Origin of the sequence: Allomuricauda sp. R78024, assembly GCF_044596045.1 — a bacterium.
Lineage (GTDB): Bacteria > Bacteroidota > Bacteroidia > Flavobacteriales > Flavobacteriaceae > Flagellimonas.
The window spans coordinates 3,405,760-3,421,739 of record NZ_CP138995.1 but is presented as its reverse complement, the minus strand read 5'-3'; the positions used below and the strand labels follow the sequence as shown (position 1 = coordinate 3,421,739).

Genomic DNA, 15,980 nt, shown 5'->3' with positions numbered 1-15,980 from the left:
GCTTAGATAGTTTCCGCTATTTCCAATGCTTTTGTTAAAGCACCTAATTTATTATAGGTTTCTTGTAATTCCATTTCAGGGTCAGATGCAGCCACTAGACCAGCTCCTGCTTGATAATGTAATTCATGATTTTTGCTCAAAAATGTCCTGATCATAATGGCATGGTTAAAATTGCCTTTAAAATCCATGAAGCCAATAGCACCGCCGTAATAGGCGCGACTAGTTTTTTCATATTTTTCAATGAGTTGCATGGCCATATGTTTTGGCGCACCACTTAAGGTACCTGCCGGGAAGGTATCTGCAACAACTTTCATTGTGGAGATGTCTTTTTTCTTTTGCCCCGTTACTTTAGATACTAAGTGAATCACATGAGAGAAATATTGTACTTCTCTATAGGTTTCAACATTTACAGTATTTCCATTTCTGCTAAGGTCGTTTCGAGCTAAATCTACGAGCATTACATGTTCGCTATTTTCTTTATCATCTTGTGCTAGTTGCTTTGCCAGTTCGGCATCTTGCTCATCATTCCCTGTTCTTTTGTATGTTCCTGCAATGGGGTGGATTTCTGCTTTCTCATCTTTTACGATTAGCTGTGCCTCAGGAGAACTTCCGAAAATTTTGAAATCCCCGTAGTCAAAATAGAAGAGATATGGTGATGGATTTATGGAACGCAATGCCCTATACACATTAAACTCATCTCCTTTAAATGCTTGGGAGAATCTTCTAGATAAAACCAACTGAAATACATCACCTCGCTGGCAGTGTTTTTTTGCCAACTTTACATGTTCCCTATATTCTTCATCTTTTAAGTTGGATTTTGGGTCTCCTTCTTTTGAAAAGTTGTAGGAAGCAAAATTCCTCACATTGAACAACTGTGCTATTTCATCTACATTGCTTTCACTTTCAAAACAATGAGCAAAGAGGTATGCTTCATTTTTAAAATGGTTTATTGCGATGATATTTTGATACACGGCATAATAAATATCCGGTATTTGAATGGAGTCCTCTTTTGATGAAATTTCCACATCTTCAAAATAACGAACGGCATCATATGACATATATCCAAAAAGACCGTTGTTTATAAATTTGAAACCATTACTAGAGACTGAAAACTTTTTACCAAAATCATGAACAATTTCTGTGACATCTGTAGTGGATGAAATTGGAAACTCTTCTTTTGAACCATCTGGAAAGGTTTGGGTGATAACTTCATTTTGAACCTTGATTGAAGCAATGGGGTTGCAGCAGATATAGGAAAAGCTATTGTCATTGGCGTGATAGTCGCTACTTTCCAACAAAATGCTGTTGGGAAACTTATCCCTAATCTTTAGGTAAACACTAACCGGTGTGATGGTGTCGGCTAGAATTTTTTTATAGTGTGTTTGTAATTTATAGGTCATTTCAAAATAGTGATAAATTAAAAAAGGCTTGTCGTGATGACAAGCCTCTATATGATTACAATGGGGGACTAGTTCACGACATTCGACGTAAATTCATCCACCACCAAGTATTAACTGTTCTTAAATTCATTACCTCAAAGATAGAAATGAAATTTAAACTTGCAAACTTTGAGCTTTAAAATTAAAAATCCCACTGAAGATAGCCTAAAGTGGGACTTTCATTTTTTATCCTTCTGTTATTCTACATGAACCGAGTAGGCCCTTGTATCTACACTACCATTACTTAATTCATAGAGTTCTTCACCATTTTTCCAGACTTTGGCAACCTCAATTCCTTCATCGTTTTCTTCATATCCGGCCGCATATATATCGTCTTCGTAAATATATACGGAATACGCACGCGCTTCATCTGTAGAACTAGTAAGGTCATAGAACTCATTACCATTTAGCCACACCTTAGCAACCCTACCTCCTTGATTATCATTTTCATAACCTGCTATATAAATATCATTACCATCTGGATAAAGCGAATATGCGTTGGCACTGTTTTGACCATCTGTTAGCGCATAAAGTTCAGTATCGTTTCTCCAAACCTTTGCTACAAGAGTGTTGTTCGGATTTTTTTCATATCCTGCTACATATATATCACCCGCAATTATGTGTACTGAATTTGCAATGGAGTCAAAATCACCATTGGTCAAGGTGTAGAGCAACAACCCATTTCTCCATACTTTACTGACAAGGGTATCGTTCAAATTTTTATCATACCCTACTGTATAAATGTCTCCAGAATCTATATAGGTAGAATAGGCCAAAGCGTCATTGCTTCCATCGGTCAATTCATATAAAATCGTTTCATTTCTCCAGACCTTGGCAATTTTATCACCTTGTTCATCATCTTCATATCCCGTTGTATAGACATCTAAGCCATCAATGATTACAGTTTTTGCTTTGGCATCTTTAGTACCATCAGTTAAACTGTACAAAATCTCTTCATTTTTCCATACCGTTGCAATTCGTTCGGCACCATTACTGGTATAACCTACTACATAAACGTCTTCGCCGTCCACATAAACAAAATTTCCATTAGAATCACTATTCTCATCGGTAAAGGTTGTACTTATCTCGTTTTGCCACAAACTAACTATATCGCCATCATCCCCAGTTACATATATTGTTGGGCCTATCGTAACTAAACACTCGACAGTGAGATTGTCTATTGTTAATGTTATTATTGCGGTACCTTCCAATCCATAAGAAGTTAGATTACCTTCATCATCAACGCTCACTAAATTCTCGTCACTGGTTTGCCATACTTCGGGCCCTGTTTCTTCAGCTTGTGTCTCTATTGATGAGATATTTAGTTTGGTGGTATCGAATTTATCCATTTTCAATTCCACCCTATCCAATTCGAGTAAGGTCACAGGACCTTCAATCACAGTAACTATACAAACTGTAGTGACATCGTTCACACTTGCGCTAATCATCGTTTCGCCAACTGCTAGAGGAACTACTTCCCCATTTTCATTTACGGTGGCAACACTTTCATCACTACTTTCCCAAGTAACGTTATTATCTCCTATATCTGTTATGACTTGGAGCGTTTCTTTGTATGTTGGGAAAGAGAATAAGGTTAGGTTTTCCTTATTAAGTTCAAGAATTAATTCCTTCTCTTTTATCACTACCGTGCAAATGGCTTTTCCATTGCCTACTTCTGTTGTTATGATTGCTGTGCCTGGAGATACGGCCGTAACAAGCCCTTCATTACTGACAGTAGCAACGGTTGTTTTATTGCTCTTCCATTCTATTGTAGTGTTTTTTAAATCGGAAGAGGCTTCCAGTTTGTAGGTTTCTCCGACTTGGATACCCAAGACCGATTTGTTCAATTTAACTTGTGTAGCGGCAATACTATTTTCTTCTTTGCTACAGGAATTGGTGCACAGCAGTATGATAGCCGTGACAAAGAAGGACAAGAGTCCTTTTGCTGTTAGTTTCATGGTAAAATTTTTAATTAGGATATTCTTGGGGCGGAAAATATTCTAGCATTAATAGGTTTTGTGAAGATACATATTTCACTCTAAAAAATGCAAGTAAATTTCACCAAATCAATACTATAGATTGTTGTAACATATCTTTGAGAAATGTTAGATATAAAATTTTACCAATGAGTTTATGGCTTCTTCTTTAAAGTTAATTAAAAATCTACAAGTAAAAATCCCGCTTAGGATAAACCAAAGCGGGATTTTCAAAACACTAAACTAGCATTGATTATAGTTGCAAATCAACTACCAAATCAAATTCATCATAAATTGTTTTGTCTCCTAAATTATCAAAGAAACTTCCAGAACCATACTTTACATCATACGCCGCTCTATCTACTTTTAATGTAGCAGTTGCTTTGTTGCCATAAATGGAAACATCAAAAGTTACAGGCTTGGTGATACCTTTTATAGTTAAATCGCCAGTAACTTTATAAGAGTTTTTCCCGGATGCTTCAACTTTGGTAAAGACTAAACTTGATGTTGGATTTGTTGCCGTTCCAAAAAAATCATCAGAATTAAGGTGCCCTTCAAGTTTGCCTTTGTAATCACCTTCTAGGTCTGTATTTGCAATAGAGGTCATGTCTACCACAAATTCTCCACCTGTAAGCTTGTCTCCTTCAAATTCTAAAGCACCTGATTTTAAGGCAATGGTTCCTGTATGCGACCCTGTTACTTTATAAGCTTTCCAGGTTACGGTGCTTTCATCAACTTTTACGGCTTTCTTTTCGCCATCAATTGGACTGGCAATTGCAGTTAATCCGAATACTGTTGTCAACGCTAAACTTAAAATTGTCTTTTTCATGATTTTGTGTTTAAATTCTTGTTTTAATTAAGGTTTAATATTTATATATGGGTAAATAATTCTTCTTTTGATTTTCTAACTTTTGCATAATGCTGGGTTTCATCTTCATCTGAACGATAACCAACTGCCAATACTACAGAAGCATTAAGGTTTTTCTCTGAAAGCCCTAGAATTTCATTGTATGCTTCAGATTCAAAACCTTCCATTGGGCATGTATCAATTTTTAATTCTGAGGCAGCTTGCATCATATTACTAAAGGCAATATAAGCTTGTCTTGCTGTCCAAACATTTTTTGTGTCTGTGGATAAATCCAGTAATTTAGATTTCATAAAGTCACTATAACCTTTTAAACCTTCCGAGGGGATATTTCTGGTTGTGCTGACATTGCTGACATAATCATCCATTAGCTCTTCTCCAAAATCTGTAATATTGGCAAAAACGATTAAGTGAGAAGCGTCTGTAATTTGGGATTGCCCCCATGAAACAGGTCTCAGCTGCTCTCTAATTTTTTTATCGGTAATAACAAAAACATGGTACGGTTGCAATCCATAGGAAGAAGCACTTAATCTTGTGGCTTCAAGCAGTACTTCCAAATCACTATCCGATACTTTTTTGGTGCTGTCAAACTTTTTTGTGGCATAACGCCATGTCCTATTTTCTAAAACGTTGTTCATTGTTAAAATTTATCTAGTAATACATTTAATTCTTCAAGTTCTTTTTTGGTAAAATTCTGAAGTACTTCTTTTTCCACACCTTCCATAGTTTTGTCAATTCTCTCCAGAATGTTTCTACCATTGGCCGTAATCAAGATTTCCACCTTGCGTCTATTGGATTCGCAAACCCACCTCTTCACATAATCTTTCATTATAAGCTTATCCACCAAACGCGTTGTGTTGCTCATTTTAGTAACCATACGCTCGTTAATAGTAGATAAGTTTGCCGGTTTGCCTTTTTGTCCCCGTAGAATTCGCAACACATTAAATTGCTGTTGTGAAATTTCATAGGGCTTGAGAGCAAGAGCAAATTGCTCATTTATTTTATTGCTCACCAAAGCAAAGTGGATTATAGTCCTTGTCTTTAAAGGGAGCTCTATATCCGTTTTTATGATTTCTTCTACATTCATGTTAGTACAATAATTGTATATACAAATATATAATGATAAACTATATTGTCCTTATCTTTAACAGATAAAATTTTGTTAAAAGTAGATTGTGGAAAATCTCTTTATTTACTTTTAATGACATAAAATGCAGAGAATGAAATACTTGATGTTTTTTGGAATGCTAATGTTATTTATAACATCTGGTTGCAATGGTAAGACCAAGACTGATAATAAAGAGAAAGATGCACAACCTGAATATGCTGAAGTACAATCTGAACTAGGTAATCAGGTGAAATTCCCTATTTATGATTTTGAAAGTTTTGAACCTTTGTTGTATAAAGAAAATGACAAAACTTACATTATTAATTTTTGGGCAACATGGTGTAAACCTTGCATTGTAGAACTTCCTTATTTTGAAAAAGTAAATGCTGAACAAAAGAATAATAATGTTGAGGTTATTTTAGTGAGTCTTGATATGCCTTCTATGTGGAAATCTAAGTTGGAACCCTTTGTTGAAAAGAAAGACCTTAAATCAAAGGTGATAATTCTGGATGACCCCAAGCAAAATGATTGGATTCCAAAAGTTGCTGAAGAATGGGGTGGGGGTATACCCGCCACTTTAATATATAATAAAGACAAGCGTAGTTTTTATGAACAAGGGCTTACGTATGAAGAACTAAATGAAGAGCTGAACAAATTCATAAATTGATATCATATGAAAACGCTTAAAGTTTTGGGCCTTTTGGCTCTGGTAGTTTTATTAGGTGCTTTTTCTTCAAAATTTACTAGTACCGATGCAGGTTATGGCATTGGGGATACCGCTACAGATTTCTCATTGAAAAATGTTGATGGTAAGATGGTTTCTCTTTCAGATTTTGAAAACGCAAAAGGGTTTTTAGTCATTTTCACATGCAATACTTGCCCGTATTCTGTTGCTTATGAGGATAGAATTAATGCTTTGTATGCAAAATACAAGCCATTGGGTGTTCCGATTATTGCCATAAACCCCAATAATCCAGAGAAAAAACCTGGAGATAGTTTTGCAGCTATGAAAACCCGAGCTGCTGAAAAAAGATTTACCTTTCCATATTTGTTGGATGAAGGTCAAAAAATATATCCGCAATATGGAGCAACAAGAACACCACATGTGTACTTATTGGAAAAAACTTCAAATGGTAATGTAGTTAAATATATAGGTGCTATTGACGACAATAGTAGAGATGCATCCGAAGTTGAAGAGAAATTTGTTGAAAATGCCGTGGATTCCATGTTGGCCGGAAAAGAGATAAAAACCACTACTACGCGTGCTATTGGATGCAGTATAAAAGTTTAATTAGAAGAATACAACGATTTAAATCCGGAGTAATGCTCCGGATTTTTATTTTTGCAGAACTTAAATTATTAAAAATGTCAGATTTATCACAAGAAGAATGGGCGGATCAGTTAAAAAATGACGAAAACGCTTTTGTACTGGATGTGCGTACTCCAGAAGAAGTAGAGGAGGGTTACATACAGAATGCTACCAACATAGATATTTATTTGGGGCAAGATTTTTTGAATGAAATTGAAAAGCTGGACAAGTCAAAAAATTTCTATGTGTACTGCAGATCGGGTAACAGAAGTGCTCAAGCCTGTGCTATCATGAACAGTGTTGGAATAGAAAATACGTATAACCTGGAAGGTGGTTTTATGAATTGGGAAGGTGAAACGGTTGGTTAACCCTAATCTTTTCGGAATATTCTGAACCGTCATCAAATGGGTTTTACAGGATTTCTTTTATAGACAAGCTTAAGCACTTATTGGTTTATGGGTATGGGGTCAAAAATGGATAGGCCACTTGGGCTATTGGAATTAGACTCAAATTCATTTTGTGAAATAATAAAGCGCTGAGGGTGGATAGAAATATCTGATTTATTGAATGGAACAGGTACCATAATATCAGGTTCGTTCTGTAGTCTTCTTAAATCGTTCCATGGGATAAAGGTGCCAAAACCAGTCACGTAACGTTCTTCTATTATTTCTCTTAATAAGGCCCGGTTCTTATCAATGCCATCTGGGTTTTCCATTCCATCAATTTCAAAATCGATTTCTTCATAGGGTTGATATACTTTATCGTCCTCATCGGAAGAAAATCTTAAATCAAAAGAATTCTCAGACTCTAAAAAAAACCTGACCAAGTTCAATTGAGAAAGTCCTTCTCCAAAAGAAACGGTTCTTGCAGCAGTTTCGGCCAATATCAATAAATTTTCTTGGTAGCTTACCAAATTCATAGGTGTAAGTTCGCCGTTTATAATGTTTGTTCTTCCAGTGCCTGTGGATGCGCCAGCATTTAAATAGTTTCTTCTTGCTTTTTCATTGGTTTTTGCATTATTTCTATTGCCTTCATTGGTGCTTAAAAGATTTCTGCAATAGGTGTCATCTGCACTCATATAACCTCTTCGCCCACCAATCATAAAACGATATAATAGATTTTCGGTTCCCAATATTCTTGTTTCCAAAGGTGTAAACCTCATTGTGTTTTCATGGGTGGATATACCCTTCTTTGCAGCTTCATGAGCTAGATCATACTGTTTGGTCTGTAAATAATACCTGGCCTTGAGTGTATAAGCTGTTTCTTTCCATTTCTCTTTATCGCCTTCAAAGAAGATATCTTCTGATAAATTGTCATCTATGACATCGCTTTCCAATAAAACAATCGCTTCATCCAGTAAAATTTGTAAAGACTGATATACGTCTACTTGGGAATCAAATTTTGGATCCTCTATGGTTTCCACTACGGCTTCGGAGTAAGGGATGTCTCCCCAAATTACAGTTGCGGTCCCAACTGCATGAGCTTCTATGATACGGGTAATTGCCGTTATGAGTATGCCTTTACCGTCAATTCCTTTTAAATTATAGTATCTGGCTATTTCCCTATTCTGTTTTAATATGCCATTGTAAAGATACCCCCATCCACTGTTTGACTCTTCTGATGAGAAATCATAATTGTACAGCCCTAGATATAATGCTATTTCACCTCGGTACTGTCCTGACCACATTCCTGAAATACGTTGAAGATGACTCATGTTCAAGGATATATTTGCTAACATAGTTCCTTTTACCAGCAAGTTTGGAGGTAGTAGTTCTTCTGTTGTTATAGCATTGGGGTTACGGTTCAATTCTTCAAATGATTCACTACATGAAAACATTAAGAAAGTACAGTACATTCCGATAAGTATTTTTGTTCTCATATTTTTAGTATTTAATTTCTAATGTGAGTGAATAAGTTTTGGATGCGGGATTGGTGAAATAGTCTATACCAAAACCATTGTCAACTCCCGTTTGATTGGTTTGGGGATCAACCCCCAAAATATCTGTCCATAGATATAGGTTCCTACCGGTAAGGGTAAAGGAAATGGAAGCTAGTTTGGTCTTTTGCCTGAACCGTTCGGAATTTAAGGCGTAACCAAAAGAAAGTTCGCTTAAGCGTGTCCACGTTGCATCTGGGTTAATTGCAAATTCATTTATAACGGAAGAACCGAAACCACCACCTATTGTGGTATAGTAAGATTCGTTCAGGAGTACTGGGCCTCCTCCAAAATCTCTTATGTTTCCGCGCACAGGGATTCCAATAGGATATAAATTTCCTGCTCTGTCCAATAACTCCGTAGTGGGTACTACGGTATGACCAACATCTTTATGGGTCCCAAAATTTCTAAGGATAAAACGCGTTCGTTCAGCAAATACTCCTCCTTGTGAATGTTCAAATAAGGTATTGAAAGAAAAGCTTCTGTATTTAATACGTAATCCAAGACCACCTCTCCATTCTGGATTAGGATCTCCCAATACTCCTTGTTCTGGTGCTAATTGGGGAAATCCGTTTTCGTCCAAATCAAAAGATCCATCAGCATTTCTCATGGCCTTTGAACCCCATAACGTTCCCATCGGATACCCAACAATGGCTCTGGAACTAATGGAATTGTTTGTAAGCGCTATGGAATTGGAGCCTAGTATGGATAGTACTTTATTTCTGTTGTTATTGAAATTTCCGTACAATGATGCTTTTAGCCCTTTATTATTTTTGATAAGATCATAATTGAAATCCAATTCAATACCTCTGTTCTCCAAACTCGCTCCATTTGCATAAAGATTATCGGCTCCTGTACTAGGGGATTTTGGGAGAGATATAAGAATGTCTTTTACTGTGTTGTAATAATATGTTCCGTTTAAGGACAACCTGTTATCAAAGAATTTCAGGTCTAAACCTGCTTCATATTCTGTCTTAATCTCAGGTTTAAGATTTGAATTGCCCAGGTTGTTATTGAATCTGTACCCGCCTCCAAAATCTTCGAGCTGTAACGGGTCTGAATAATCGGAATAAGTTGGTGTTTCATAAGTTGTTTGGGCTCTGTGTGCTCTAGGCTCAACACCTACTTGACCTACGCCCAACCTTAATTTCCCAGAAGTCAATAATAAACTATTCTCAAGTGCCTTAAGATTTGTGAATAACCAAGAAGCATCAATTGAGGGATAAAAAAATGCGCCGTTGATGGTAGAAGCTCTTTCCATTGCACCTGAAGTATTTAGAAAGAGTTGTTTTTTAATCGCTATTCCAGCAGTATAGTAAATCCTGAACTTGCGCCTTTGTGTTATAAAATGTCGCGGAGTTTCAATTTCTGTAGAATTTGAAAAAACCTGCGCATCTGTATCTACCAGAAAATTTGCACCTTCATTGTAAACGGATTTTCTGTTTCTGTCATTAAAGTTATAGCCAACCAAAAGGTTCCCATTTATGCTTTTATTAATTTTTAATGTTTTGGTTCTTGCAATGAAATCAAAATTCAGGATTCTGTTGTTGATGTTATCCAGATTAAACCTACCCGTGCCCCTTCCAGCCGTGTGAACTGGAAAGAAATACCTCCGCTCATCAAAATAAGCATCATAACTTCCTCTTAATTTAAACCGTAGCCATTTATTGTATTTGTAATCAAAGTCGGCAGAGGTGATTAATCTATCGACAATATTTGGGCTTTTTTGTCTGTAAAGGGTCCAAAGTGGGTTGTTGTAGCCAGGGTTGGTGGAAGCACCAATTGAATTTCTATAGGAACGATGTCTATTCAAATTTTGGATTCCATCCTCATCTGTGTAAGTGCCACTATATCCGGAAATATCAAAATCAGGAGCCCCTCTCAATAGGCCTAGCAACAATCCAGCAGTATTGGAATTTTGTTGTATTCTGATAGATTTTGTATTGGTATACCTTACTTTAGAACGAACACTTAGTTTATCGTTAAAAACGTATTTCCCGCTAAACCCTAAATTGATTCTTTTGTAATCACTTTCCCTTATAACACCTTGCTGGTCTAATACAGCCAAGCTAAAACGATACCTCCCATTTTCATTGGCGTTATTGATGCTCAAATTATGTCTTTGAGAAAAGGCTTCTTGAAAGACTTTATCCATGTTACTCTTTATAAAGGTTTGCCTAGAATTTTTAGACTTTATGAGCAGCCATTCCCGGCCCCTTTGATCGGTAAAAAAACCTTCTTCTTCTTTAGTATAGAATTCATCTTGGGCGTTTGGTCTTGATGATATTCTATCTCCCCATGAGGCATTGTTCTCAAGATCATTACCATAAACTCCATCATTGCCTTGTCCATAGGTGGTCTGTAATGGATGTAAATTGGCTATCTTATCCACGTAGACACTTGTTTTGTAGCTGATGTTTAGTTTACCAGTATTCCTACCTCTTTTGGTAGTGATTACTAAAACACCATTGGCTGCTTGTGAACCCCAAATTGCGGCTGCCGATGCTCCTTTTAAAATATCTATTGATTCAATATCATCTTCGTTGATATCATTTAATCTGGATTGTTGTGAAGTTCCGCTATCTGGATTCCTGCTACCATTTAGATTATCATTACTTATGGGGACTCCATCCAGAATAATTAATGGTTGGGTACTTCCAGAAATGGTATTGGCTCCGCGAATTTGAATGGTTGCACCGGCACCGGGATCGCCATTGGATCGTGCTACCCGCACACCAGATGCTTTTGCCTGCAGAGCGTTTATGATATTGACCTCTCCAGACGTAGCCAGGTCCTCAGCTTTAACTCTAGAAACCGTAGTTCCGAGCGTTTTTTTGTCCACTTCTATACCTAAAGCATTCACTACCACTTCATCAAGAACTTGGGCGTCTTCCTCTAGCTTAATATTTAGCAAGATTTTATCCCCAATAACCACTTCTTTATCAACGTAGCCTAAAAAACTGAAGACCAGTATCGCCTCATTATTTGGGACTTCAATGGAATATTTACCATCAAAATCTGAGATGGCACCCTTAGTGGTACCTTTTATAACAATGCTTGCACCGGGCAAGGTGTCAAAATCATCTGATATAGTGCCAGAAACTGTTTTTTGTGCATATATACCGGCTGATAGTAATATAAGTACAAATGGAGATAATTTTTTGATTAGCATAATCATAGAGTAGGTTTGGTTAGATTTAGGGGTCATGGGTTTGTTTGATTTAGTGGGAATTGTTATTAGGTAAATACAGATTGTTTATTCTATTCGCTCCATTAAAATCCGCATCATTTCTTTAGCAGAAACTTTTCCTACGAGTTCTATTTGCTCTCTTGGCGTAGCGTCTCCAATTTCATAAGTAATACCTACGGCATTATGGCCGTAAAGAAACCAGCCTTTGGAGTTTGGTGTCCTGCTGTCACTACTTTTCTCATTAACAATATAACCCGGTATGTTGTTCTCCAAAGCATTGAACCAATTCGGGATAAAATTTGGCATTGTCGTTTTTGTTCTCGTTTTGTTTGTATAAAACACATCTTTATATGTGGAGTGAAAATCCAATCCCAGCGTAATTTCACCACCACTTTCGTTATGGGCGTTGGTTATAAAAGTTGCCACATTTCTGATTTCTGGTTGATTATATGTAGACCAGTCTCTGTTAAGGTCAATGCCCCCGCCATTATGTCTCCAGTTCCCCAAATCGACCCCATCCGGATTTACTATGGGGAATGCCAATACTCTATAGTTCTCCAAAAAAACATCAGATAGTTCCGATCCGTTCAGTACCATCTCCAAAAAGAACTGGTATGCAAAAAAACCTGTAACTTCTGGTGGATGTTGGCGTGTCATTAAAACTACTATTGGTTTTTTATGCTTTGTGCCTTTGTAGATGTCCAGAACAGGGATGTCCCTAAAAAATTTAGATTTTCCTGCTGATAATAGTCTTACATATTCTTCCTTTCCAGCTATCAGTGAGTTAATCCATTTTTCTGTATCTGTTGATGTCGATAATTCTTGGGCAGATATCAAAATTGGTGTTTTGTCTATATCCAATCTTATTGTTGCTCCATTTCCCTCTTTTACGATATCTTCATTTTTTAGTTGCTCCCAACCACGGTCTACCCTTTTTATCTTTGGTACGTACCTATGCTTATATTTGGATGGATACTCAAACTTGAGGTAAATTTCTTTTTTGTCCTTTGACCATATCAAAAAGGAGTAATACGCACTATTGTTAATGGGTTCATTTTCAGGATTGATTGATATAGAAACGGTGCTGTCATTCAGTTTTTCAAAAGCATTTAGGCGTGCTCCATGAAATTCGTTACTGGCATAAACGCCAATGTCGCTTAGCTTAAATATTTGTTTGTTTTGAAAGGAAATAGTTCTTGAGACCGTATTTACACCCTTTGGAAAATACACTTCCTTCAATGCTGATTGTGCAATTATTTCTGAAGGATTACAAGAAGTTAGAGAATAGAGGAAGAGTAAAAAGAATATTTTTTTAATGTAATGAATGACTGGGAAATTCATTGCTCCGCTTTAATTACTATTTCATTTTGGGTTGAAACAATATGCTACTGTATAGCACACTTTTTAAAGCTGAACATTAATTGCATCTCATTAGAAAAGAGATTGTAGTGAAGAAATGCAACAATGTTTGTATGAGGAAGGACCAAACTACAAAAAAAATATTTCTCTTGGAAATTTCATTCACAACGGCTACTTTTCAAATTGTGAATGATGATTTTGAATTGATTTGTTGAAGAAGGCCCCACTTTTACACAATGTTAATTTGGTATCATAAACTTTGCCCAAATCATGCGAGAAGACCTACTTCATTTTATTTGGAAGCATCATAAGCTCCAAAGAAAACAACTTGTTACCTCTACCCATCTATCCGTAAAAATCGAGAATTCTGGAACTCTGAACCGGTTTTCTGGTCCTGATTTTTTCAATGCCGTGGTTGAGATTGATGGACAAAGATGGGCTGGCAACATAGAGATACACCTTAAATCATCTGATTGGTATGCACATCATCACGAGACCGATTCAAACTACAACAATGTAATACTTCATGTGGTTTGGGAAGATGACGTGGAGATTTTTAGAAAAGATGGCTCCAAAATTCCAACATTGGAATTAAAAGATTATGTTCCTTTAGAGCTTCTAAATAGCTATCAAAATCTATTTAATAACCCTAAATCATCCTTTATTAATTGTGAAAAGGATTTTAAGACGGTTGATGATTTTTTACTTGAAAATTGGCTGGACCGACTTTATATTGAGCGTTTGGAACAAAAGTCTAGTTTAATCTTTGAGCTTCTCAAGACATCAAAGAATGATTGGGAGAGTGTTCTTTTTGCTATGTTGATGAAGAATTTTGGTTCTAAAGTAAATGGTGCTTTCTTTTTGGAAAGAGCAAAACTACTTAATTTTCCAATTGTCCGTAAAACAAGAAATTCTTTAAATCAATTAGAAAGTCTGTTGTTTGGTTATTTTGGATTATTAGAAAATGAGGATTGCAGAGATGTATACTATCTACAATTAAAAAAGGAATACAAGTATCTTTCCAAAAAGTTTGAATTATCACCTGCTATTGGAAAACCTGAATTCTTTGGTTTACGACCGTCAAATTTTCCTACGGTTCGCTTATCGCAATTGGCCAATTTATACGGAAAGCACGAAAATTTGTTTGCAGCATTAATGGAAATGGACAAGCTTGAAGATATTTATGCAATTTTTGAAACAGAGGCAAGTTCTTATTGGGACAATCATTTTACTTTTGGAAAAGTTTCCAAAAAAAGTAAAAAGAAACTTTCCAATAGTTTTATAGATTTGTTGATAATCAATACTATTATTCCCATTAAGTTTTGTTACGCTAAACATTTGGGAAAGGATTGGAACGAAGATTTAATTTCGTTGATTTCACAAATAAAAAAAGAAGAAAATTCAATAGTCACTGGTTTTAAAAACCTAGGCTCCAAAGCTAAAAATGCCTTGCAAAGCCAAGCTAAAATTCAGCTATACAACAACTATTGTTCAAAAAATAAATGCTTACAGTGTAGTTTGGGAGGACATTTATTGAACAGAAATACATATTTTTAAATATGAGTTTGTTTTACAATACACTCTATTATTTTCAAAAAAGGGGCTTTGAGGTCTGTAGGCGCATTGCCGAACGTTTGGGAATTAGAGCCAGAGTAGTGCGAACTACCTTCATATATTTAACGTTTGCAACTTTGGGCTTTGGTTTTGCCCTTTACCTTTTTATGGCATTTTGGTTACGAATCAAAGATTTAGTATACACTAAGAGAACCTCAGTATTTGACCTCTAACTATGATAAGATTATTACGTTCTAAAATAGTATGGGCATTTTCTTTGATGTTGTTTGTATTACTGTTTGGAGTAGTAGGATATAAGTTCATTTCAGACTTTACCTGGGTAGAGGCCATTTACATGACCATTATTACGGTGACCACAGTTGGTTTTTCTGAGGTAAGGCCTCTAGATCCAGATGCAAAGATTTTTACTGTATTTTTAATCGTAACAAGTGTTTTCATTTTTGGTTTTGCCTTATCGGTAATTACGGAATATTTATTAGGAAGAAATTCGCTTCAGATATTAAAAAAGAAAAAAGTGAAAAAGAAAATAGATAATTTATCCAATCATGTTGTTGTTTGCGGATATGGAAGAAATGGAATGCAAGCTGCGGAAAGACTAAAAGAGTACAAGATGCCTTTTGTCGTAATTGAAAGGGACAAGGAAGTGGTAGAACACCATGAGGATGATGCTCTTTTTGTAGAAGGGGACGCCAATGAAGATGAGATTCTTTATGCCGCGGGAATCGAACGGGCACAATACCTTATTACTGCTTTGCCAGATGACGCTACAAACCTGTTCATTGTGCTTTCCGCCCGTCAATTAAACAAGAATCTTTTTATAATTAGCAGGGCATCACAAATTACCTCGCAGGCAAAATTGCGGTTGGCAGGTGCCAACAAGGTGATTATGCCAGATAAAATAGGAGGAGACCATATGGCCTCACTGGTTGTAATGCCAGATTTGATAACTTTTATGGACAAACTCTCCATGGAGGGTGAACATACCACAAATTTAGAGGAAGTGGAAATTGAGGACTTTACCGATCAAATAGACTGTAATTCGCTACGTGATTTAGATTTACGCAGGAAAACTGGTTGTACGATAATAGGTTATATTGAACCGGACGGGAATTATATTATTAACCCAGAGGCGGATTTAGTGTTACAACCCAAAGGTAAAGTCATAGTTTTGGGAAGACCAGAGCAAATTAGAAAGCTTAATGAAATGTTTCAGATAGGATAGT

14 protein-coding genes are annotated in these 15,980 nt (G+C 36.3%); 6 read left to right on the top strand and 8 right to left on the bottom strand.

Features of this window, described 5'->3' with window-relative positions:
• Positions 1-2 precede the first annotated feature (2 nt).
• The 5 genes from SJY44_RS15435 to SJY44_RS15415 all read right to left on the bottom strand — a co-directional run bounded on the left by SJY44_RS15435 (position 3) and on the right by SJY44_RS15415 (position 5,367).
• Complete coding sequence (locus tag SJY44_RS15435; RefSeq protein ID WP_396590399.1) at positions 3-1,400, bottom strand: anthranilate synthase component I family protein; 1,398 nt, start codon at positions 1,398-1,400, stop codon at positions 3-5.
• Between the two features lie 236 nt (positions 1,401-1,636).
• The gene (locus SJY44_RS15430; protein WP_396590398.1) at positions 1,637-3,397 is read right to left on the bottom strand and encodes an Ig-like domain-containing protein; all 1,761 of its coding nucleotides are present in this window, start codon (positions 3,395-3,397) and stop codon (positions 1,637-1,639) included.
• A 271-nt stretch (positions 3,398-3,668) separates the two neighbouring features.
• On the bottom strand, positions 3,669-4,244 hold the full coding sequence (locus SJY44_RS15425; protein ID WP_396590397.1) for a YceI family protein: 576 nt from the start codon (positions 4,242-4,244) through the stop codon (positions 3,669-3,671).
• Positions 4,245-4,285: 41 nt separating this feature from the next.
• Positions 4,286-4,918, bottom strand: coding sequence for an NAD(P)H-dependent oxidoreductase (locus SJY44_RS15420; protein ID WP_298931315.1), 633 nt, complete (start codon positions 4,916-4,918; stop codon positions 4,286-4,288).
• Positions 4,919-4,920: 2 nt separating this feature from the next.
• Positions 4,921-5,367, bottom strand: coding sequence for a MarR family transcriptional regulator (locus tag SJY44_RS15415; RefSeq protein ID WP_298931317.1), 447 nt, complete (start codon positions 5,365-5,367; stop codon positions 4,921-4,923).
• A 133-nt stretch (positions 5,368-5,500) separates the two neighbouring features.
• Here SJY44_RS15415 and SJY44_RS15410 point away from each other — a divergent pair, with 133 nt between their 5' ends.
• The 3 genes from SJY44_RS15410 to SJY44_RS15400 all read left to right on the top strand — a co-directional run bounded on the left by SJY44_RS15410 (position 5,501) and on the right by SJY44_RS15400 (position 7,065).
• Complete coding sequence (locus tag SJY44_RS15410; RefSeq protein WP_396590396.1) at positions 5,501-6,055, top strand: TlpA disulfide reductase family protein; 555 nt, start codon at positions 5,501-5,503, stop codon at positions 6,053-6,055.
• Positions 6,056-6,061: 6 nt separating this feature from the next.
• Positions 6,062-6,679: a thioredoxin family protein gene (locus tag SJY44_RS15405; RefSeq protein ID WP_396590395.1), complete on the top strand. Its 618-nt coding sequence runs from the start codon at positions 6,062-6,064 to the stop codon at positions 6,677-6,679.
• Between the two features lie 74 nt (positions 6,680-6,753).
• Complete coding sequence (locus tag SJY44_RS15400; protein ID WP_396590394.1) at positions 6,754-7,065, top strand: rhodanese-like domain-containing protein; 312 nt, start codon at positions 6,754-6,756, stop codon at positions 7,063-7,065.
• 77 nt (positions 7,066-7,142) lie between these two features.
• On the opposite strand, the gene SJY44_RS15395 is transcribed toward SJY44_RS15400, so the two are convergent.
• From SJY44_RS15395 to SJY44_RS15385, 3 genes are all read right to left on the bottom strand, one after another.
• Complete coding sequence (locus tag SJY44_RS15395) at positions 7,143-8,576, bottom strand: SusD/RagB family nutrient-binding outer membrane lipoprotein (protein WP_396590393.1); 1,434 nt, start codon at positions 8,574-8,576, stop codon at positions 7,143-7,145.
• A 4-nt stretch (positions 8,577-8,580) separates the two neighbouring features.
• A complete protein-coding gene (locus SJY44_RS15390; RefSeq protein WP_396590392.1) occupies positions 8,581-11,811 on the bottom strand; it encodes a SusC/RagA family TonB-linked outer membrane protein in 3,231 nt (1,076 codons plus the stop codon).
• Between the two features lie 78 nt (positions 11,812-11,889).
• A complete protein-coding gene (locus SJY44_RS15385; RefSeq protein ID WP_396590391.1) occupies positions 11,890-13,164 on the bottom strand; it encodes a M14 family metallopeptidase in 1,275 nt (424 codons plus the stop codon).
• Positions 13,165-13,452: 288 nt separating this feature from the next.
• Between SJY44_RS15385 and SJY44_RS15380 the strand changes: the two genes are divergently transcribed.
• Genes SJY44_RS15380 through SJY44_RS15370 form a run of 3 tightly spaced genes read left to right on the top strand, consistent with a single transcriptional unit; the run spans position 13,453 to position 15,979 of the window.
• Positions 13,453-14,739 carry a DUF2851 family protein gene (locus tag SJY44_RS15380; RefSeq protein WP_396590390.1) on the top strand — a complete coding sequence of 429 codons (1,287 nt, stop codon included), beginning with the start codon at positions 13,453-13,455 and terminating at the stop codon, positions 14,737-14,739.
• 2 nt (positions 14,740-14,741) lie between these two features.
• A complete protein-coding gene (locus SJY44_RS15375; RefSeq protein WP_163421788.1) occupies positions 14,742-14,969 on the top strand; it encodes a PspC domain-containing protein in 228 nt (75 codons plus the stop codon).
• Positions 14,970-14,971: 2 nt separating this feature from the next.
• Complete coding sequence (locus SJY44_RS15370; RefSeq protein WP_298931344.1) at positions 14,972-15,979, top strand: potassium channel protein; 1,008 nt, start codon at positions 14,972-14,974, stop codon at positions 15,977-15,979.
• Position 15,980 lies beyond the last annotated feature (1 nt).

Bases quoted from the DNA above. Each gene is read 5' to 3' on its own strand.
- SJY44_RS15375 (WP_163421788.1), top strand. From the start codon at position 14,742: ATGAGTTTGTTTTACAATACACTCTATTATTTTCAAAAAAGGGGCTTT.
- SJY44_RS15415 (WP_298931317.1), bottom strand. From the start codon at position 5,367: ATGAATGTAGAAGAAATCATAAAAACGGATATAGAGCTCCCTTTAAAG.
- SJY44_RS15410 (WP_396590396.1), top strand. From the start codon at position 5,501: ATGAAATACTTGATGTTTTTTGGAATGCTAATGTTATTTATAACATCT.
- SJY44_RS15430 (WP_396590398.1), bottom strand. From the start codon at position 3,397: ATGAAACTAACAGCAAAAGGACTCTTGTCCTTCTTTGTCACGGCTATC.
- SJY44_RS15390 (WP_396590392.1), bottom strand. From the start codon at position 11,811: ATGATTATGCTAATCAAAAAATTATCTCCATTTGTACTTATATTACTA.
- SJY44_RS15435 (WP_396590399.1), bottom strand. From the start codon at position 1,400: ATGACCTATAAATTACAAACACACTATAAAAAAATTCTAGCCGACACC.
- SJY44_RS15400 (WP_396590394.1), top strand. From the start codon at position 6,754: ATGTCAGATTTATCACAAGAAGAATGGGCGGATCAGTTAAAAAATGAC.
- SJY44_RS15425 (WP_396590397.1), bottom strand. From the start codon at position 4,244: ATGAAAAAGACAATTTTAAGTTTAGCGTTGACAACAGTATTCGGATTA.
- SJY44_RS15385 (WP_396590391.1), bottom strand. From the start codon at position 13,164: ATGAATTTCCCAGTCATTCATTACATTAAAAAAATATTCTTTTTACTC.
- SJY44_RS15380 (WP_396590390.1), top strand. From the start codon at position 13,453: ATGCGAGAAGACCTACTTCATTTTATTTGGAAGCATCATAAGCTCCAA.
- SJY44_RS15370 (WP_298931344.1), top strand. From the start codon at position 14,972: ATGATAAGATTATTACGTTCTAAAATAGTATGGGCATTTTCTTTGATG.
- SJY44_RS15420 (WP_298931315.1), bottom strand. From the start codon at position 4,918: ATGAACAACGTTTTAGAAAATAGGACATGGCGTTATGCCACAAAAAAG.
- SJY44_RS15395 (WP_396590393.1), bottom strand. From the start codon at position 8,576: ATGAGAACAAAAATACTTATCGGAATGTACTGTACTTTCTTAATGTTT.
- SJY44_RS15405 (WP_396590395.1), top strand. From the start codon at position 6,062: ATGAAAACGCTTAAAGTTTTGGGCCTTTTGGCTCTGGTAGTTTTATTA.